The 19,997-nt window shown below is 41.6% G+C and carries 15 protein-coding genes and 1 tRNA gene; 5 read left to right on the top strand and 11 right to left on the bottom strand.

Annotated features, from left to right (window positions below):
* Nucleotides 1–58 precede the first annotated feature (58 nt).
* From HWQ23_RS30200 to HWQ23_RS30185, 4 genes are all read left to right on the top strand, one after another.
* Nucleotides 59–514, top strand: coding sequence for a diacylglycerol kinase family protein (locus HWQ23_RS30200; protein WP_292837046.1), 456 nt, complete (start codon nucleotides 59–61; stop codon nucleotides 512–514).
* Between the two features lie 372 nt (nucleotides 515–886).
* On the top strand, nucleotides 887–1,486 hold the full coding sequence (locus HWQ23_RS30195) for an anthranilate synthase component II (protein ID WP_292837044.1): 600 nt from the start codon (nucleotides 887–889) through the stop codon (nucleotides 1,484–1,486).
* 223 nt (nucleotides 1,487–1,709) lie between these two features.
* The gene (locus HWQ23_RS30190) at nucleotides 1,710–2,777 is read left to right on the top strand and encodes an RRXRR domain-containing protein (protein ID WP_292837042.1); all 1,068 of its coding nucleotides are present in this window, start codon (nucleotides 1,710–1,712) and stop codon (nucleotides 2,775–2,777) included.
* Nucleotides 2,778–2,813: 36 nt separating this feature from the next.
* Nucleotides 2,814–3,581: an MBL fold metallo-hydrolase gene (locus HWQ23_RS30185; RefSeq protein WP_292837040.1), complete on the top strand. Its 768-nt coding sequence runs from the start codon at nucleotides 2,814–2,816 to the stop codon at nucleotides 3,579–3,581.
* Nucleotides 3,582–3,730: 149 nt separating this feature from the next.
* Here the strand turns inward: HWQ23_RS30185 and HWQ23_RS30180 are convergent, their stop codons facing one another.
* Complete coding sequence (locus HWQ23_RS30180; RefSeq protein ID WP_292837038.1) at nucleotides 3,731–4,972, bottom strand: FG-GAP repeat domain-containing protein; 1,242 nt, start codon at nucleotides 4,970–4,972, stop codon at nucleotides 3,731–3,733.
* A gap of 592 nt (nucleotides 4,973–5,564) precedes the next feature.
* Here HWQ23_RS30180 and HWQ23_RS30175 point away from each other — a divergent pair.
* Nucleotides 5,565–6,875, top strand: coding sequence for an aminopeptidase P N-terminal domain-containing protein (locus HWQ23_RS30175; protein WP_292837036.1), 1,311 nt, complete (start codon nucleotides 5,565–5,567; stop codon nucleotides 6,873–6,875).
* A gap of 31 nt (nucleotides 6,876–6,906) precedes the next feature.
* Here HWQ23_RS30175 and HWQ23_RS30170 read toward each other — a convergent pair whose 3' ends face one another.
* From HWQ23_RS30170 to HWQ23_RS30125, 10 genes are all read right to left on the bottom strand, one after another.
* Nucleotides 6,907–7,374, bottom strand: coding sequence for a hypothetical protein (locus tag HWQ23_RS30170; RefSeq protein WP_375466460.1), 468 nt, complete (start codon nucleotides 7,372–7,374; stop codon nucleotides 6,907–6,909).
* A gap of 238 nt (nucleotides 7,375–7,612) precedes the next feature.
* Nucleotides 7,613–8,158, bottom strand: coding sequence for a hypothetical protein (locus HWQ23_RS30165; protein WP_292837034.1), 546 nt, complete (start codon nucleotides 8,156–8,158; stop codon nucleotides 7,613–7,615).
* Nucleotides 8,159–8,569: 411 nt separating this feature from the next.
* Entirely contained in the window at nucleotides 8,570–10,456 is a 1,887-nt protein-coding gene (gene ftsH2, locus HWQ23_RS30160) for an ATP-dependent zinc metalloprotease FtsH2 (RefSeq protein ID WP_292837032.1), read from the bottom strand.
* Nucleotides 10,457–10,915: 459 nt separating this feature from the next.
* Nucleotides 10,916–11,410: a hypothetical protein gene (locus HWQ23_RS30155; RefSeq protein WP_292837390.1), complete on the bottom strand. Its 495-nt coding sequence runs from the start codon at nucleotides 11,408–11,410 to the stop codon at nucleotides 10,916–10,918.
* 222 nt (nucleotides 11,411–11,632) lie between these two features.
* Nucleotides 11,633–13,078 carry a glutamate--tRNA ligase gene (gene gltX, locus HWQ23_RS30150; protein WP_292837030.1) on the bottom strand — a complete coding sequence of 482 codons (1,446 nt, stop codon included), beginning with the start codon at nucleotides 13,076–13,078 and terminating at the stop codon, nucleotides 11,633–11,635.
* A 138-nt stretch (nucleotides 13,079–13,216) separates the two neighbouring features.
* Nucleotides 13,217–13,290: transfer RNA gene (locus tag HWQ23_RS30145), tRNA-Asp, on the bottom strand.
* A 97-nt stretch (nucleotides 13,291–13,387) separates the two neighbouring features.
* The gene (locus HWQ23_RS30140; RefSeq protein ID WP_292837028.1) at nucleotides 13,388–14,914 is read right to left on the bottom strand and encodes a serine/threonine protein kinase; all 1,527 of its coding nucleotides are present in this window, start codon (nucleotides 14,912–14,914) and stop codon (nucleotides 13,388–13,390) included.
* A gap of 101 nt (nucleotides 14,915–15,015) precedes the next feature.
* Entirely contained in the window at nucleotides 15,016–16,638 is a 1,623-nt protein-coding gene (locus HWQ23_RS30135; RefSeq protein WP_292837026.1) for a serine/threonine protein kinase, read from the bottom strand.
* Between the two features lie 326 nt (nucleotides 16,639–16,964).
* Nucleotides 16,965–18,149, bottom strand: coding sequence for an esterase-like activity of phytase family protein (locus HWQ23_RS30130; protein WP_292837024.1), 1,185 nt, complete (start codon nucleotides 18,147–18,149; stop codon nucleotides 16,965–16,967).
* A 381-nt stretch (nucleotides 18,150–18,530) separates the two neighbouring features.
* Nucleotides 18,531–19,991 carry a TM0106 family RecB-like putative nuclease gene (locus tag HWQ23_RS30125; protein WP_292837022.1) on the bottom strand — a complete coding sequence of 487 codons (1,461 nt, stop codon included), beginning with the start codon at nucleotides 19,989–19,991 and terminating at the stop codon, nucleotides 18,531–18,533.
* Between the last annotated feature and the right edge of the window lie 6 nt (nucleotides 19,992–19,997).

Here is a 19,997-nt window from a genome sequence, read left to right as displayed (position 1 = left end):
TATTAAGATCGGCGAATATTCCCACTGTAGCAACTCTGTTCTTGTTTTTTTTAAGTCTATGTCCCAAAAAATTTCTCCATCACCAACGCCCACCTCGTTACAAACACTGGTGTCTAACGAACGGGAATTTTCCTGGAAAGTAGCCTCTAATTTATTTGTTAGTTTTAAATATGCCTGGGCTGGAATCAGCTATAGTTTCCAAACTCAACGTAATTTTCGCATCCACGTAAGTGTTTGCGCTTTAGCGATCGCTTTAAGCGTTTTTTTGCATCTGCAAGCCGTGGAAATAGCCGTAATTGGCATAACTAGTGGTTTAGTTTTGGCACTAGAGTTACTAAATACAGCGATCGAGTCCCTTGTGGATTTAACCGTTAAGCAGACATACCATGAATTGGCAAAAATTGCTAAAGATTGTGCAGCTGGTGCAGTGCTTATCTCTGCTTTGGTAGCGGTGCTGGTAGCTGGTACGCTATTGCTCCCTCCTCTGGTAAAGTTAATTATATCGGCTTTGTAGATGTGATTTGCTTCGGCTAGCAAAAACCGCAGGCATCACCAAGTGACTTGGTAAGAGGATCACGCTCTGTTTGATCGCCTTTGGAGAACAAATTATAAACAATTTAAAATTTAAGTAATGCGATGTCTACGACGGGCTACGCCTACGTGCCAAGCATCCTGGGTAAAGGGTTACAGTTACTAGAGCAGAAAGCCCACTGCAACGAGCGTGTGGGGACTTGGTAATCTTTAGAAAGTGGCTGGTTGTAGAGTAGCCGCTTTATATGTACGCATCCACGTCAGCGTTATTTTTACACCTAGCGAACAAATAGCATCAGATATTGGTCTATGCTTTTTGCAACTGATGAGTGGTAAAAACCAGGAGTGATCAGCTTTGATTATAGTTATCGACAATTACGACAGTTTTACATATAATTTAGTGCAATATCTGGGAGAATTGGCAGCAGAGTTCCCAGTGGCAGATGATATTAAAGTTTTTCGTAACGACAAGATATCCATAGATGAGATTCGGGCATTAAAGCCGGAAGCCGTGGTTATTTCTCCTGGGCCAGGTCGCCCGGAAGATGCCGGCATTTCTTTAGAATTGATTGAACAGCTAGGACAAGAGTTGCCAATCTTGGGTGTCTGTTTGGGACATCAAAGCATCGGTCAAGTGTTTGGTGGTAAAATAATTCCTGCTCCAGAGTTGATGCATGGTAAAACCTCTCAGGTGTCTCACACTGGAGTCGGGGTTTTCCAGGGATTAGAAAATCCTCTAACCGCCACCAGATATCATAGTTTGGTGATAGAACGTGAGACTTGTCCAGATGTGTTAGAAATCACCGCTTGGGTTGAAGATAACACCATTATGGGAGTCCGGCACCGGAACTATCCTCACATTCAGGGCGTCCAGTTTCACCCAGAGAGTGTCCTGACATCTTCAGGAAAACAGTTATTGCGAAATTTTCTGGAACAGTTACAGTCGAGAGCATAATTAGTCACAAACCCTGCTCTAAAGAGACAGGGCTTGTAAGAGAAAGACTAACCACCTTTTCGATACAAGACTAAAAAAGTGTCTAGCTTACAGGCTTAAAGCCTAAACTGAATTGCCTGGGCGTGGTAGCCCACAACACGTTTTGAATGCTTCCCAAGTTCTTAACCTCTTAGGCAATCAGTAGCGATGGGATATACACACCTAGCAATAGGATTTATCGTAAATGTTTGTATCAGTAGTTGACAAAAATAACCGTCCTCTGATGCCAACGACACCTAGTAGAGCAAAGCGTTGGATTAAATCAGGTAAAGCTACACCATTCTTTAAAAAGGGAGTATTCTGTGTTCGATTAAATCAAGAACCAAGTAATAGAAATACTCAGCCAATTGCCGTTGGAATTGACCCTGGTAGTAAGCGTGAGGGGTTCACGGTGAAATCAAAGATACATACATATATAAATATCCACACTCATGCCGTTGATTGGGTAAAAGACCACGTAGAAGTTCGTTGTAATATGCGACGTGCTAGGCGATTTCGTAATACTCCTTGCCGACAAAATCGGAAGAACCGACTTGTAAATAAAAAAAGAATACCTCCATCTACTAAGGCGAGGTGGCAATGGAAGTTGCGTATTTGCAACTGGTTGACGTTAATATTTCCTGTCTCAACTTTTGTAGTTGAGGATATCAAGGCTAAAACCTGGAAAAATGGCACTAAGTGGAACGTAATGTTTAGCCCTTTAGAAGTTGGCAAAAAGTGGTTCTACTCAGAACTTAAAAGGCTTGCCAACTTGGAAACTCGCACAGGGAACGACACTTACGAGATGCGTCAAAGTTTAGGGTTGAAAAAGTCTAAAAATAAATTGTCCAATAGCTTTTTTGCCCACTGTGTTGATTCATGGGTGCTAGCTAACTGGTTTGTTGGTGGGCATATCAAGCCCGAAAATACAGCATTGGTTGAGGTCGTGCCATTAGAATTTCATCGTCGCCAGCTTCATAGATTACAGCATTCTGTGGGGCATATTCGTTCTAGATATGGTGGAACGATTAGTGCGGGATTTAAACGCGGTTCAGTAATCAAACATCCAAAATTTGGATTTTGTTATGTTGGTGGCTGGCAGGAGTCTCCAACTAAAAAAAATCCAGGCAGAAAAACAATCAGCTTACATTGCCTAAATACTGGTAAACGATTAACACAGAATGCATTACCAACTGAGTGTAAATTTAAGGGATATTCTTCCTGGAGAGCCACAGCAGTTAAAACTGCTGTTCGGCTTTCCTCCACTGTCTAAGCAAGCGTGGTTTCCAGCCGTATCAGGGATTTTCTTATGAAACGACGACAGTTGATGGGCTATGCTGGGGCGGGGTTGGTAACAGCTTTGGTTACTAACTTGGGTTCTGAATCTCAAGCTGACGCACAATCTAGCGGTTTATCAGTTCAGTGGTTGGGTCATACTTGCTTTCTTTTTACTGGTGGCGGTGCGAAAATTATTGTCAATCCATTTCGGGCGGCGGGCTGTACTGCTGGGTATCGTCCACCAAAAGTTGCAGCAGATTTGGTATTGATTAGCAGCCAATTACTGGATGAAGGTGCTGTGGACATACTACCGGGAAATCCAAAACTCATCTACGAACCAGGAGTTTACGAGTTCAAAGGCATTAAATTCCAAGGAATTGCCATAGACCACGATCGCAAAGGTGGTAGGCAGTTTGGTTTAAATACTGCTTGGAGTTGGAAGCAAGGCGGAATTAATATTTTACACTTAGGGGGAGCTGCTGCACCGATTTCCATTGAGCAAAAAATCTTGATGGGACGTCCCGATGTGGCATTTATTCCAGTGGGAGGCAGTGCAAAAGCCTACAATGCTGAGGAAGCAAAGCAAGCTGTTCAAGTGTTAAATCCCAAGTTGGTGATTCCGACCCATTACCGGACACAGGGCGCTGATGCTACTAAGTGCGATATTTCGCCACTCGATAATTTTCTCACCTTGATGCAAGGTATGGCAGTGCGGCGTAGCAACGGAGATAGTATTTCCATTAGCCCTAAAGATTTGCCGGAAAATAGCGTGATTCAGGTTTTGAGTTACAAGTTTTAACAAAAGAAAGTAGAGATATGAAATTTCGCCTCTCTACTAGGTTAATTAAACATTGGAGTGAAATTAAATATGTAGAGACGTAGCACTGCTACGTCAAAACAATTCTTTTTCACTTCTATGTCTATTGTCTTAACCGAACCTATTGGGTTTTAGAACGTATACCACTCTGGGCCAACCTTATCTGCGTCGTTGATAGGAGTCTCAGTGGCTGTCGTCCCATCTATAGTCCAAATCTTGTCTGCACCAGCTGTCTGATCGCGCCAGTAGATGTCGGTCTTACCATCGCCGTTGAAATCGCCAAGGGATGGTGTCAAGGCCGCGTCATTAGCCGGTAAGAACGCTTCAGTAGCAACTGTTGTACCATCCATCAACCAAGCGGTGTTCGCACCTGTGGTTCCATTGTGCCAGAAGATATCGGTCTTGCCATCACCGTTGAAATCGCCAATTTTGGAAGTCCAGGATGAGTCAAGTGTCCCCAAAGCACCCTCTGTGGTTAAGATACCATTCATCGTCCAAACCTTGTTCTCACCAGTTTGAGCGTTTCTCCACAGAATGTCAGTCTTATAGTCGCCGTTGAAATCACCAAGGCTAGGAGTCCAGGCGGCATCTTGTGATTGCAGCGCAAATTCGCTCTTTTGCGTACCATCCATAAACCAAGCGCCGTTATCGCCGGTTGTCTGATTGCGCCAGAAAATGTCACTCTTACCATTGCCGTCGAAATCAACAACGGTAGGAGTTAGTGCTGCATCTGTAGTGTCTAGAACAGTTGCATTCAGGACTGTGGTGCCATCCATCTCCCAAATAGCGTTCTCACCGGTTGTGGCATTATGCCAGAAGATATCGGTTTTGCGATCGCCATTAAAATCGCCAATTTGAGGAGTCCAAGCTGGGTCAACGCTGGTTAGAGAAGCCGCATTAGCAACTTTTGTGCCATCTATTAGCGCAATGGTATTCTCACCAGTTGTCTTATTGCGTAATAAGAAGTCGGTTTTGCCATCAGCATTGAAGTCAGCAATTTTATAATCATAGGCGGATACGTCGTAATTACCTAGAGAACCTTGTTCGATAACGTTTGTTCCATCCATCAACCGAATGATAATCTCACCCGTTGTAGAATTGACCCAAACTTTATCCGTTTTGCCATCACCGTTAAAGTCAGGAGTAATCGCCGCACTAGTTAAGTAAGGATTAGGATTGGGATTTGCTGACGTTTTAACAGGCGCACTCACCGATTCACTTTCTAGTGCTAGTAAGGAACTCTTATTCCCAAACCCCAAATCAGAATTTAAACTCTCAAAAGAAGTTGTCAAGATTTGTGATTTTGCCAAAGACTCTGATGCCCATTTAGATGTATTCAAAGATAAGGGTGAGGAATTTGTACTTTCAGGCATGGTGTATTTTTATTATTGGTTGTCATATTTTTTTAACTTTTTTAGGCAATCTCTTTCTGTAACGAAATAACATTTACCAGGCTTTTAAGATTTCTTTATAACTATTTTTTCTTTATTAATGTCATTCTTTTAAGATAAGTATCCTTTGTTTTAAACGATTATCATAAAATTTTCAAGTTCTATATAAGCAATTGCAAAATAAATTTTGTGCTTTATCTATATGATGATTTATAGATAAACATTGTTTATTTTATCTATTGTTTTTACATTTAAAATGTTCAATTAGAACATACATATTTATGTAATTGTTATTCGGTTACATAAAATACTTTCACTATGTAATCACAGCAGTATTACATAGTGGTTTGTATAGCAAGTCTAAATTATTCATGACTAGATTCCCGACTTCTTTAATAAGTCGGGGATCTGAGCTTTTCAAGATAATTGATTATTCTCTAATGATTTATGACTTGAGTGGAAACAAATATTGGTTAGAATAACTTAGATTAGCAACTACCGAGAAGCACCATCTGTGCATCCTCTAGTTGTCAAAAGTGTAAAATAACACAATATTTTCATAAATACATCAGCTATGCAAGCAGAATATCGGCAGCGTCGCGAACAGTTAATGGCAAAAATTGGTGATGGGACAGCCATTTTTCGCAGTGCGCCAATGGCAGTAATGCACAACGATGTCGAGTATGTTTATCGCCAAGACAGTGATTTTTTCTACTTGACTGGATTTAACGAACCACAGGCAGTAGCAGTGTTAGCGCCGCATCATTCAGAACATCGGTTTGTGCTGTTTGTCCAACCAAAGGATCGCGAAAAGGAAGTATGGACTGGTTATCTTTCAGGGGTAGATGCAGCCAAGGAAATTTATGGTGCTGATGAAGCGTACCCGATTAGCGAGTTAGATGAAAAGTTACCGCAGTATTTGGAAAAAGCCAGCCGCATTTACTATCACTTAGGACGCGATCGCAATTTTAACGACCAAATCCTGGGACATTACCAAAGTTTACTGCGGACTTATCCGAAGCGCGGTACAGGCCCGATCGCCATTGAAGATACTGGCCCTGTTCTCAACAGCATGAGATTAATCAAAAGTGAAGCTGAGTTGGGGTTGATGCGTCAAGCAGCTGCGATCGCAACTGAAGCGCACAATTACGCCCAAGAAATCGCCGCACCCGGACGTTATGAGTATGAAATACAGGCGGAGATGGAACGCATCTTTCGAGTTCGGGGTGGCTTAGGCCCGGCTTATCCTTCGATTGTGGCTTCCGGTGTGAATGCTTGCGTACTGCACTACATTGAAAATAATCGTCAAATGCAGGATGGAGAATTACTGCTAATTGATGCCGGTTGTGCTTACGGTTATTACAACTCAGATATTACGCGGACATTTCCTGTGGGTGGTAAATTTACGCCAGAACAAAAGACGCTGTATGAGATTGTATTGGAGGCGCAAAAACAAGCGATCGCTCAAGTGCAACCAGGTAATCCTTTCAAATTAATTCATGATACAGCAGTGCGCGTTCTCACGGAAGGTTTAGTTGAGCTTGGCATCCTCAAAGGTGAAATTGATAAGTTAATTGAAGAAGAGAAATATAAGCCATATTATATGCACCGTACCAGTCATTGGTTAGGTTTGGATGTCCATGATGTTGGGGTTTACCAACACGGTGAAGACAAACCGCAGATTTTGCAACCAGGTCAAATTTTGACAGTGGAACCGGGACTATATATTGTGCCTGACACCAAACTAGCAGAAGACCAACCAGAGACTAATCCTCGATGGATTGGTATTGGTATTCGGATTGAGGATGATGTGTTAGTTACACCTGATGGACATGAGGTGTTAACTGCGGGAGTTCCCAAGGCAGTGGATGAAGTGGAACGATAAAAAAATGGGGATGGTGTGTACCATCCCCAAGCTAAAATTGCGGACAAGCCATCAGAGTCGTTGTCAGAATTCCTAAGATTTTGTCTATTTCTTTAATAAAGTAATCGTTCTTATCGATAAAGATGGTATTTTCACAAAGTTTGAGAAATTTCCAATCTGTTCCTGTTGTAACTACACCATAAATTTCATTGATAATATTTCCTTGTTGCTGGTTAAACAATTGAGATGCAAACATTGTCGCAATGCATTGTCCTAAACCAGATTTAATACTCTCATTTTTAGCTTCCACAATAGTTACGACAGGACTAGTAATATCATATTGTTCTGGTGAACAACTGAGAATAAAATCACAGCGTCCTTCTAAGCCTTTAGAAGCATCTACATTAAACTCTGAACCAGAAAATATACTAATTTGGTATTTAAAGAAGCGTTTAACTTCAATTAAAACAGGCATAATAATTAGTTCAGAACGAGCTTTTTCTGTATTTATTGCTGTCACTAAAGGTAGATGCTCAGAGAAAATCTTTCTTTAGATATTCACTAGGTGAAACTGCCTCTACATCCCGAAATAAATCTTGATTTTCAACAAAGATTAATTTAAAGTCGGTTTTTACTTTGCTAAGATTAAAGGCGCTGTACGGCATTGTATTATCTTGGGAGTAAAGTGCAGCGATGCCAAAGGCGGCAAGCTACGCAAGTTGCAGAAGCTAGGGAAGTAAGTTTGATGATATCTCAGATCAAGAACAGCCCTCGACAAATTCAACTTCTGGTAGTTTACCTGAGCGAAACTCAGTAACACGCTTACCGTCAGTCTCGAATACCACACGATAGTTCTGGTTAGCACGGTCTTTCGGTACTAATGTCAAGTAGTGTCCGCCTTGGACGTATTTATGAGGTGTGACTTTAATTTGTCCTGGGTAAAGAGACTTAATGCGTGCTTCAGTATCGCCGATTTTTGCACCTTTAAGGGTAGTAATCTGGGTATTCTGCCGCACATCTACTCTAGAAATGCGACCTTCTGTAACCATGAACGAAAGATTTTTGGGTTGGTTTTGTGGCTTAACGTAGTAGCAACTGTTATTCGGCGAATCACCCACTAGCTTAGTACCAGCAGCGTTTGCCGCTTGAGAAACAGTCATCCCAACTCGAACCGATCCAATACCATTGATGAATAATTTTGATTGGTTGGTTAATTTTGGCTGTGCTACAACTGTGCCGAGAGTTAGAGAAGAAAGAGCAAGCATTACGGTACTAAAAGTCAATAATTTAGCTTTGCTATTCATTTTCTGCAAATAAAAAGGGGTAGATATTTATATACAGTAGCCATGTTGCCAGTTTCGGATTTTTATTTAGTTGATTGGAAAAACTAAGCTACCATTCCAATCAAGCCAACAAGGCAATATTGCGACTCAGGTCAATTGACGCAATGTTAAATTTTATTCAAAGAACTTAATTAAGCGATGCCAACTCTTGGAGACCGGAGGCGAACGGCGGGCGTAGCGATCGCAATCGCCAAAATACCAAAATTGGGTTAAAATATCATTTTTTTCATAGTACAAAGGTTCACCTTGAAAGGGCTAGTTCTAAAACTATAAAATTTCACCTAAAAAAAATGAGGATGGTATGCGCCATCCCCATTTTATTTTTTGTTCTTTTACTCATTTCCAGATATTAGCCCAGAAAAGAGTTACCTACTACAGTTGAGGTACGTACTCCTGCTTGTCAGGGACTTCAGCGTACTCAGCCACAATCTGGCGGAATTCTTCGCCGTCAATGGTTTCTTTTTCGATCAGTAAATCGACTAAGCGATCGGTGACAGTGCGATGATCGCGGATAAGCTTCTTAGCATTGTCGTAGCACTGTTCAACAATTTCCCTGACTTGTCCATCGATGCGCGAGGCAATGGATTCGGAATACTCAGATCGGGTTGTCCAGTCACGACCCAAAAATACTTCTCCCTGTTGGCTTTCTAAGGAAAGTGGGCCTAAGTTTGACATCCCGAATCGCGTCACCATTTGGCGTGCCATTCCCGACAACTGTTGTAAGTCTCCACCTGCACCAGTGGTAACTTCCGCAGCCCCAAAAATCACCTCTTCGGCAGCGCGACCGCCTAAAGCACCAGTAATCCGGGCTTTCAACTGAGAACGAGAAATTAATCCCTGTTCTTCGTTGGGAGTAAACCAAGTCAAACCCTGTGCTTGTCCTCTTGGGATTAAGGTAACTTTCTGCACTGGGTCATGGTCTTTTAACAAAGTCCCAACTAAGGCGTGTCCAATTTCGTGGTAGGCAATTAAGCGCTTGCTCTTGCTATCCACCAAAGGAGTACCTTCCATCCCCGCAACTACCCGATCCACCGCATCATCAATTTCGCGGAGGGTAATCGCTTCTTTGCGTCTTCTAGCAGTGAGAATTGCTGCTTCGTTGAGTAAGTTGGCTAAGTCAGCACCAGTGAATCCAGGAGTGCGGCGAGCGATCGCATCCAAAGATACGCTAGTGTCTAGTTTCTTATTCCGCGCATGGACTTGCAATATTTCCAAACGCCCTTTGATATCAGGTGGATCGACTGTTACTTGGCGGTCAAAGCGACCGGGACGCAACAAGGCTGAGTCTAGTACGTCGGGACGGTTGGTGGCAGCAATAATAATGATGCCTGTATTACCTTCAAATCCGTCCATTTCGGTGAGCAATTGGTTGAGGGTTTGCTCTCTCTCATCGTTACCGCCACCGATACCAGCACCCCGTTGGCGTCCAACGGCGTCGATTTCATCAATGAAGATGATACAGGGGGCGTTGTCTTTAGCTTTCTTGAACAAATCGCGGACGCGGGATGCACCCACACCAACGAACATTTCCACAAATTCCGAACCGGAAATACTGAAGAAAGGTACGCCTGCTTCGCCAGCGATCGCTTTTGCTAGTAAAGTTTTACCAGTTCCAGGAGGCCCAACTAATAGCACTCCCTTGGGAATGCGTGCGCCTACTGCGGTAAATCTTTCTGGCTGTTTGAGGAAGGTGACGACTTCTTGCAGTTCTTCCTTAGCTTCTTCGATGCCGGCTACGTCGTCAAATTTCACGCCAGTTTTTGCCTCCATTTGGAAGCGGGCGCGGGATTTGCCGAAGTTCATCGCTTGACCTGGCCCGCCGGGGAGGTTGCTAGAACGCCGGAACAAAAAGAACAGCCCAGTAATCAATAAAATTGGAAACACGAGATTGCCCAACAATCCCCAAATTGCGCCATCATTCCGCATCGGGTGAGCATCAAAACTAATGGCTTTTTCTTTGAGCTTGCTGATTAACTCAGGAGCGTTAACGGGCAAATCCACCCGCCACCTTTGGACACGATTTTCGATGTCTGGATCGCGGGCTTCTATAATTGCTGTCCTACCGCCTTCGTACAGATCCACGCTGTTGACGCGATCGCCGTCCAAGTATTCTAGAAAGCGGCCATAGGTCATGCGGGTATTGGCTGTATTCTTACTCGCGTCAACAGGAGCGCCTGCAAAGGCTCCTTGCCAGAAGAAAAAGCCAATTACCAAAGCCGGCAATGTCCAGAGTACTAGGACTTTCCAGGAGAATTTCATCTTAATTTGCCTCTAGATGCCTATACAACTCATCAGCCTTAGCAACCGAATGTTAATCACTCTGTTACTTTCAGATGTTAAACGGATGTTTATAAATCCATTTTGTTTAATTTGATCTCTTATATGCACTCCCATAGAGCGATCGGCGCATTATGGCGATGCCAACAAGAATCTTAATCAAAGTTAACTTAATTTTAATACAATATCGCACGAGAAAAGGGAGCGCAATGGGATGCAAAGACACGAAGAATTTCTCCAGAATGCTCCTCGTGTCGTTCAAGCCTCTTTCAATCATCATTCTGGGGGAGTGGGGGAGATGAGGGGGATGAGGGAGATGTAGCTTTAGCTTCCCGCAGGGTGGGGGATGAGGGAGCAGGGGGAGTGAGAATTTTAGATTTTAGATTTTGGATTAAATTTCAATTCTTTAATCTAAAATCCAAAATTGAATTGCCCCATGCCCTACTTAACTTCTGTAATTTGTAGAGTGTAAGGAAGATACTTGCCTTTTTCGTAGGAACCAACCCAAACTTGGTAACTTCCAGCCTGCCATTCACCAACCATACCGGCATTTTTGCCATCAAAATCGTCATTGCACCAAGTACCACCAGGCCCCTTAATAATCATGGTGGTGTCTTCAGGACTTTGCACTTGCAATTTCAGGTAGTCAAATTTACTTGTTAGTTCTAATGTATGGTCTGGTGTTTCATCAACAAATCCAGTACAAGGGCCAGTGGCTGTTTCGCTCCTCCCACCTACTTGACTCCCAGATATTGAGCCACCACTCATCCCGCGAACTGTCAGGGGGTCTGGCGAAAACTGTGGGTCAATAGTGACATCTCCAAATATCGTTGGCGCTTCCTGAGCATCAGTCACAGCATTAACTGTTGATGTGATGCAGAGCGTAACTATCATCAACGATAATCTCATCCCTCTATTGAGCGCTTTTGTCGGCATTGTAATTACTTCGCTTCTAAGTGTTTTTGAAGACATGAATTTTACACACCAAGTTCCCAACATGAGGAGAATTGACTACCTATTTTAGATTTGAAATTGGGGATAATCCATTAGTAATTAGCCAATGATTTCTTGTTCCTATAGTTGCTCTACCTTATGGATAAGGGCACACAAATGTGCGCCCCTAAAATCTAAAATATTTCTAAAATTCGGAAGTTACCACTAATTAGCTTCCGTTAATGCCCGACTCAAGCGCGACTTATCTAAACCAATTTGATTTAGTAGTAACCAAGATTGGATCAGATCGGGGCCATGAACATCTCCAGTTAAGGCTGCTCTGAGCGATCGCATGACTAAGCCTTTTTTGACTTTTTGCTCTTTCACCACTTGTTTGATAATGTCCTGGGCGCTGGCTTCCGACAGTTGCGGCTGATTTTCTAAAGCTGTGACAATCCCCTCAAGGACAGCAGCAGAACCTTCTTGTTTCAGTTGTGTACTAGCTTCTTCGCTAAATTCAACTGTGTCGCTAAAAAACAGTTGGCTTTGAGGTACTGCATCTACCAGGCGAGTCAAACTCTGGCTAATTAAAGTTACTAGCTGCTCTAACCAGGCGCGATCTCTTCCACCATCAAATTTATACCCAGCCGCTTGCCAATAGGGTATGAGTAAATCTGTGAGTTTATCTACTGGCGTCTTGTGGACATACTGACTGTTCAACCAGTCCAGCTTATCCCAGTCAAACTTTGCACCTGCTTTATTTACACGCTCAAAACCAAATTCTTTCGCTGCTTCTTCTAAGGTAAATATTTCTTGCGTCGAGTCTGGTGGCGACCAACCCAGCAATGTCATGTAATTCACTAAGCCTTCAGCAGTAAAGCCCATTTGCTGAAATTCAGAAATGGAAGTGACACCATCCCGCTTAGAAAGCTTGCGCCCTTCGATGTTCAAAATTAGCGGCGTGTGGGAGAACTCTGGAATTTTTGCACCCATTGCTTCATACAGCAGAATTTGCTTGGCAGTATTGGCGATGTGGTCTTCTCCCCGGATGACATGGGTGATTTGCATATCGATATCATCCACTACAACGACAAAGTTGTATAAAGGTTGGCCGCTACCCTCTTCTGAGGCGCGGGCGATGACCATATCACCACCTAAATCGCTACCCCGCCAAGACATCTTTCCCCTTACTAGGTCATTCCAGACAATTTCCCGCCCATCTTCGATTTTGAAGCGAATCACAGAGGAGCGACCTTCTGCTTCAAATGCGGCGCGTTGTTCTGGCGTGAGATTGCGGTGACGGTTGTCATAGCGAGGAGCTTCGTTTCTAGCTTTTTGGGCTTCTCTTAGAGCCTCTAGTTCTTCAGAAGTAGTGTAGCAGCGATAGGCTAATCCTTGATCTAGCAGTTTTTGCACTGCTTCTTTATAAAGATCCAGGCGTTGGGATTGGAAAAATGGCCCTTCATCCCAGTTCAGTCCTAGCCAGCGCAATCCTTCAAGAATATTCTCCGTGTATTCGGGACGCGATCGCTCTAAATCTGTGTCTTCTATTCGCAATATAAATTTCCCACCGTGGTGGCGGGCAAATAACCAGTTAAATACAGCCGTTCTAGCTGTACCAATATGTAAATTTCCGGTTGGACTTGGCGCAATACGGACTCTAACAGTCACAGTTGATTCTCTCTTTTGCAAAGCATGATAAATGTAGCTTATATTCAAACCCTGAATTCTGAGTCAATCCCTTTGGGGAATTCAAAATCTAAATTCACCGAACTTTAGTTCGGTGATTCACTACTCATAAATTTAGAACGGGACTGACGGGGCTCGAACCCGCAACTTCCGCCGTGACAGGGCGGTGCTCTAACCAATTGAACTACAGTCCCTTGTTTGGCAACTTTGCTATTATCACTATTTTTTTTCTACTTGTCAAGTCTTTTGAGTTGGGAATTTGTCCCGTCTCTCCAAGGTGCGAATTTTTCGTTAAATAGAGCCTGATAATACAACCTGTGGCTCTGATTCCAGATGCTGCAATATCCGGGATTGCATTTGTTTATACTGCTGCTTTAATAGCTGTTTGCTCAACTGAGGTTTATAAGCGGGTGGTAGACTCCGACTCTGTTTCACCCAACTTTTCAACATTTGGCGCTGAGTTGGCTCAATGCCACTGCTGAGAACGTTGGTGCAAGAATGTGGTGCTTCTAGGCTAAAGAAAATCAAAGGGTAGCGTTCATTTTCAGCCAGGAAACTTACCAGCCTAAGATTTTGAGGATTTTGCATATCTAGATAGCAGGGTAGCCACTTAGGAGCTAATTGCCGATTGTAGAGTACAGTCACCCACAACAGCATTGGGTGAGGGGATGTGATGAAGATAAACTGGTTATAACGAGTAGAAAGGGCATAATTTTTGATTTTTTGTTCAGGCAACATCAACCATAGTGCTGTTATAGATCCTTGTACAGTGTCTAGAAGCTGGGGAAAAACAATTTCTTGAATTGGCTTATTTTCAGGCCACAAAAGTTGCCGACAGCTTTCTTCTACTGTGATTGGCAATCCAGAATATAAGGGACGGCTAAGGATGGGACTAGAAGCTAAAATTGTCGGAAAATTGGGATAAGTGGACTGTTCTAAACTGTTTATAACTTGCAGAATTTCAGCGATATTTTCTGGGCGATCGCTTGCTTTTTTAGCAAGACAAGCCATGATTAAATTATTTAGCTTTTCAGGTACTTGAAGATTGGGTTTAACATCTGCGATCGCTCTTGGTTCTTCAAACTGATGTGCTTTGTACCAAGCACCAAAGTAATCAGTTTCTGGTTCCCAAGGTTTTTTGCCTGTGAGCATCTCAAACATCATTACACCCAGGCTATAAATATCAGAGCGACTATCTAATTTTTCCCCATCTAGCTGTTCTGGAGAACAGTAAGGTAAAGTGCCATTAAATCCCCTACTTGTAGTACCTGTTGATGTATAATTCAAAAATCTAGCAATACCAAAATCAAGAATTTTAACTAACTGACCCAATATCGGATCGGGAATAACTAATATATTGGCAGGCTTGATATCTCTATGAACTAACGGACAAATTTTGCCATCAATGTTAATACCTTGATGAGCGCACTGTAAGCCCAAACAAATTTGGCGGGAGAGAGTCAAAAACATCGGCAAGGGCAACGGAATTAAATCTTTTAAACTCTTGCCGCTTAGATATTCCATAACGTAGTATGGTTTTCCTTTTTCATTCACACCATAATCATACGCCCGCACTATATGTACGCTCCTTTGACTCAAAGCTGCACTCATTAAAGCTTCACAAGCAAAGTCTTGTTCCATCTTGGCATCGACAACAGTCTGAGTCAAAAACTTGATAGCAACTGGTATACCTCCTAACAAAATATCATTTGCTAAAAAAACTTCACCCATGCCACCGCTACCAATTAATTGCTGGAGTTGATAACGATTGGCAAGCAAGCCCGTACTACTTGGAGATGTAAATGGGCTTTGATTCACTTTGATCACCTTTACTGCTGAGTCGATTTAAAGTTAGTAATACACACATAAGAATATCATTAGGTAATCGTGGCAAGGATTTTGATTTTGATAACGGACTTTCAATGACGTGATAAAAGTTTTAAAAAAATCACCAAAAATTTAGCCATCCATTTTTTTAAACCTTCTTTCTGAGTTTTTTGATCTGCGGCTAAATTTTGTAAAATATCTAACTTCAGTTTTTCGTACTCTGTTTTTAGCAGATTTTTGGCTTGATTCGGTAAAATTATTTCATTTAACTGTTGACTCATATCTAAGCAATCTATAAGTTGCTGGCGCTGGTTAGCCGTGAGGCTTAAAGTCGTTACATGAGAGCAACGGGTTGGATCTTCTAGGGCAAAAAGTAGTAGATGATAGTAGCCTACTTCTGCTAAACTACGCACTATCTTCTGCCCTTTATTATCTTTCAAATCCAAAAAGTAAGGTAGCCACTTAGTCAGAGAAGGCTGGGCATTGTATAGGACTGTAACCCATAATAGCATCGGGTATACATTCATTTGACTAATAAATTCAGTGCTATGTATTCTATCCAAAAAGTTTGTAATCTCTTGTTTGGGCAACATTGCCCAAAAAGTTGGTATAGGTCTTTGGGAAGTATGTAGTAAATGCGGAAATCCAATTGGCGCAATTGGTTTATTTTTAGGCCAAATTTTCTGCAAACACTCTTTTTCTGATAATAATGTTGCAGGTACTAATTGGATGGGACATGAAAGGTTAATAATCTCACTACTATTGTGATGACTAACTTCATTAAGCTGAATATTAACCTTTTCTAAATCTTCTAATATTTGGTTGATATTTTGAGGGCGATCGCTTACTTCTTTAGCTAAACAACTCATCAACATTTTTTCTAATATCTGCGGTATTTTGACTTGCGGATTCACTTGCTCAACTGTAGGTGGCATTTGAAAACGATGAGCTTGATACCAAGTACCAAAGGAGTTACTTTTTGTCTGAAATGGATGCTTTCCTGTCAGCATTTCAAACATTAGTACTCCCAAACTGTAAATATCAGAGCGCACATCTAGCAATTTGCGCCCTTCCATATGTTCTGGAGAACAGTAAGGTAAACTGCCAATAAAAGAGCCTGTCAGGGTCATCCCACTTCGCTCTGTTAAAAACTTGGCAATACCAAAATCTAGGATTTTAACAATTTTTCCTTGTTTACTATCTTCACTAATGAATATATTTTCTGGTTTTATATCCCTGTGAACAATCGGATAAATCTCTCCTTTGAGGCTGATACCTTGGTGGGCACATTGTAAGCCTAAACAAATTTGATTACAAATCTCCAAAAAATTAGATATTGTTAATGGCTGAATTTTAAGAATTTGTTTGAGATTTTTTCCTTGGAGGTATTCCATTACATAAAATGGAGTTTTATCCTCAGTAGCTCCGTAACTTAAAATACGAACAATATGTTTACTTTTGCGACCCAATTGAGCGCCAATAAAAATCTCTCTGGCAAAGCGTTGGGACATTTGCTGATTTGCCAAACTGAGTGATAAGATTTTGATTGCGATCGGCATACCGCCTTTAGCAGTATCTTCTGCTAAATAAACTCTACCCATCCCCCCTTTGCCAATCAATTCTTTGATTAAATAGCGATTATTTAAAAATTGTCCAATGTAATTGTCTACCTCTGCTTTTTGCCCTACCATATTCTCAATTTTAGTTTGTGACATAAAAATCATTTATAAGAAATGTTTTTGGCAAAATACTTTAATAAGCCTAGCTAATTATTAAATTTAAATCTAAAAAATATCATCATTGGGAGAAAATTAATTATATGCTGTAATTATAGTTAATTTCTCTGCAAAAGATCCTAAACATTGTGTAACATATTTATTAATGAATACGGTTGAGAAATTACACGTAAACTATAAATATGCTAGAAAAAGTTGCCTATTAGATTCCGTAAATCCACAGACATAAGTTTCAAATAAGTAAATAGCAATAAAGACGCGATGTCTACGACGGGCTACGCCGGAGCGCCTTATTCTGCATACAGCTAATGGTTGTAATTCGGGAATAAACGGCGTAATAACCTGATTAGTGGTGTTTCGATTTTAATTTTAAAGGCTAGTATCTGGGTGCGTTGCAGGGAGTTGAAATTGTTATCGCTGACGAGAATTAGTGATTGCTGGCTATCGGGTAGTTTAGGGCCAAGAGTTAAGCCTTCGATGTTGTCTAGCAGTACATCTAGAGTTCTCAAATCTAACAACAGTTTTTTCTTAACTGGTTTAATATTCTTAGAGTCAACTGCTAAAAGGCCATCTATTTTATGAATATCATCTGCTCCTTCTAAAGAAACCTGAAACAGGGAAATAGCAAATCCTAAACCAGTAAAAGACCGTTCTAGACTTAGGAAGTGTCCTTGATTATCGAGAGCAAGTAAATCAGGTAATCCACTAGCGAATTTGCCAGTCAGATCCAAAAATGGTGTAACTGGTTCAGTTTGGTAAAGAAATTCCTTTTCTGGCTGGTTGTTGAGCAAGTTGTATTGCAAAATCCGGCAAGGGCTACCGATATTAGGTTTGGCTGCGACACCATCTTGAATTAGAGCATTTTCGGTGGCTGTGAATATATGCTTTTTATCAGGTGTGATGGTAAGGCTTTCAAAAGCCAAATTGTTGCGGATACCTTTTTGACTAGTTTTATCTGGCAAAAATTTGTTTGGTATGGGAAGCGTTGCAATTTCTCTACCAGAAGATAGGGAGAACTCTTTGATAAAAGGATTAATTAATTTTCTAACATCGCCTTCAGAAGAAATAAACACAGTTGCTTTATTAGTTAATGCAATACCTTCTGTATCAGTTTCACTAGGGCGAAATTTTTGACCATTTTCATTTAATAATGTGGTAACACTGACAGGAATAACTGTATCTTTTTGTAGGGAACCTTTGCTCAAGTCTATTTTTAGAGTGTAGAAACGGGCGGCAGCTTTTTGTCCCCGATCATCGGAAATAGCATAATAAAGGTTGTTTTTTGCATCGTAGGTAATTCCAGATAAACCTCCAACTTCAGTTTTTTTAAAGATTAAACCTCTCGGTAAAGTGGCTTCCCCGATAAACTCTATGCTACTGACTTCAACCGCGTTTGATAGGAAATGTGTGAATAAGAAAATGATAATTATAATCGGGATAAAGAAGTAAATAATTCGTGGGATTGCGAAGATTTTTTTAATTAGCTGCATAGATTTTTTTTGTTAAATCAACACACGTAGGGAGGCACAACTATATTTAACTTGCATAATTAAGGCGGGCAAGATGCCCACCCCACAAGAGTTTAATTTAATTCGAGTATGCAATTTAGATGTTTTTCAGATGACAAGCCTGGAAACTCTTATGAAATCAGGTTTTCTTAATTTTGCAGGACTTACGCACTAAAAACCTGAAACCTCGTTCGCGTAGCGTGCGCGAAGCGCACTCCCCCCTAACCCCCCGATAAATTGGGGGGAAACTCAAAGAGCCAACTTTTTAAGGGGGTTGGGGGATCTCTTGTGCGTAAGTTCTATTTTTAATTGGCATAATATGTATTCCAACCAATTGAAAACCTTTAGAAAATACGAAATTCCTTAAGCAAGTCGCAAATCATATTCATCCTGAAAAAAGTTGACAAGCCAATCTTTGACTCTGCGGGTAGCGCGGCAATCATCTTCGTTGTAGCTTTGGATAATTTCTAGTAAGGTGCGATCGCCTGTTTCTAGCCACTGATCATACCAATAAATACACTTGGCACCACTAGCTTCTTTTTCCCGCCACTCAAATCCTAACCAACGAGCGATCGCTTTCAAGGCATAACTTTCTACGGGCAATGCTACACTTTGGGTTAATTGTTCATACACATCCACAAATCGACTTAATACAGGACGCACTGAAGAGTAGGGAGTGCCGTAAAGTTTTGCCAACCGCTTGACTGTATCAAACTCGTAGACACAAAAATGATAAATTGGCGCTTCGGGATATTGCCAAACCAAATCCAAAAATTGCTGCCAAACTAATTCTTCGTCTTCTGGTTTGTCTGCTAAAAACGAATAAAATTGTTCTGTGTTGGCAAGTCTATCAACGACCAAAACCCCCAAAAGATAATCTAAATCTAAGTCGGGCTGTGCTTCAATATCAAAGTAAAGCTCTATGGGTGCTGTGAATGTGATATCTTTTATTGGTAGCGGGTAGGGTAAGATTAGGGGTCGTTTTTCCAGTGTAGATTGAGCTTGCACTACTAGCTTGGGCGCTACTTCAGTGTCAAAACCAACCAGGTTTTCTAGGGCGCTGGGACTGGTGTTAGCGAGAGATTCCAGTGTGGTGATGGCTAAAGCTTGCAGTTGAGTGTAGCGAATCGGTGTTACGCCTGGTAACAGGGAGAGATGTTTTTCAGATTGAGCGATCGCATAACATTGACTATACCAATGGCAAAGATTGCACTTTTGACGGGCAATGAATACCTCTGGCGGATTCGGTAACTCTAAAACTTGAATAAACTCCTCTAGAATCTGCTGCATCCGTGGTGTCCATTTGAACAAATCCACAGGATAATTTCTATCTTTGCTACGCAATATCAGCCAAGCTGTTTCTGGTGTAAAGTCCTGTACTGTTGCCAAAACTTGGGTGTGAAATGCGGCAACAACTTGATATTCTTGCTTAGGGCGCTTACCCAGTTCAATACTAGCCGGAACGTATATCCAATCTCCAAAGCGGGATTTTCCTGGCCGTTTCACGAGTAAATCTGGACGACTTAGCAGGGTGTATTCTTCAGAATAAGGTGCTGACAGTACTCCTTTATATATGTATTCAACCCCACGCTGCATCAATTCTAAAGTTGCCTTCTCTCCGCTTTCCCAGTTTCCGTATGAATAATCTGGTTGGTGATAAGTCATCTGTGCCAAAGCACTCATTTGATGGGCGATTTTGTCCTGTTGCAGTTTCCCAAGGAACTCATTGGGAGCATCGCGCTGACTTTTGTCACCGTGGATATCTAGAAAAGGCCGGCGTTTACAGCGTTGGTATTGCAGTAGGAGTTCAGCATTAATTAGCATTTCTTT

The sequence above is a fragment of the Nostoc sp. JL33 genome, from assembly GCF_017114985.1.
In the GTDB taxonomy this organism is placed as follows: domain Bacteria; phylum Cyanobacteriota; class Cyanobacteriia; order Cyanobacteriales; family Nostocaceae; genus Nostoc.
This window is presented reverse-complemented; position numbering and strand designations above follow the sequence as displayed.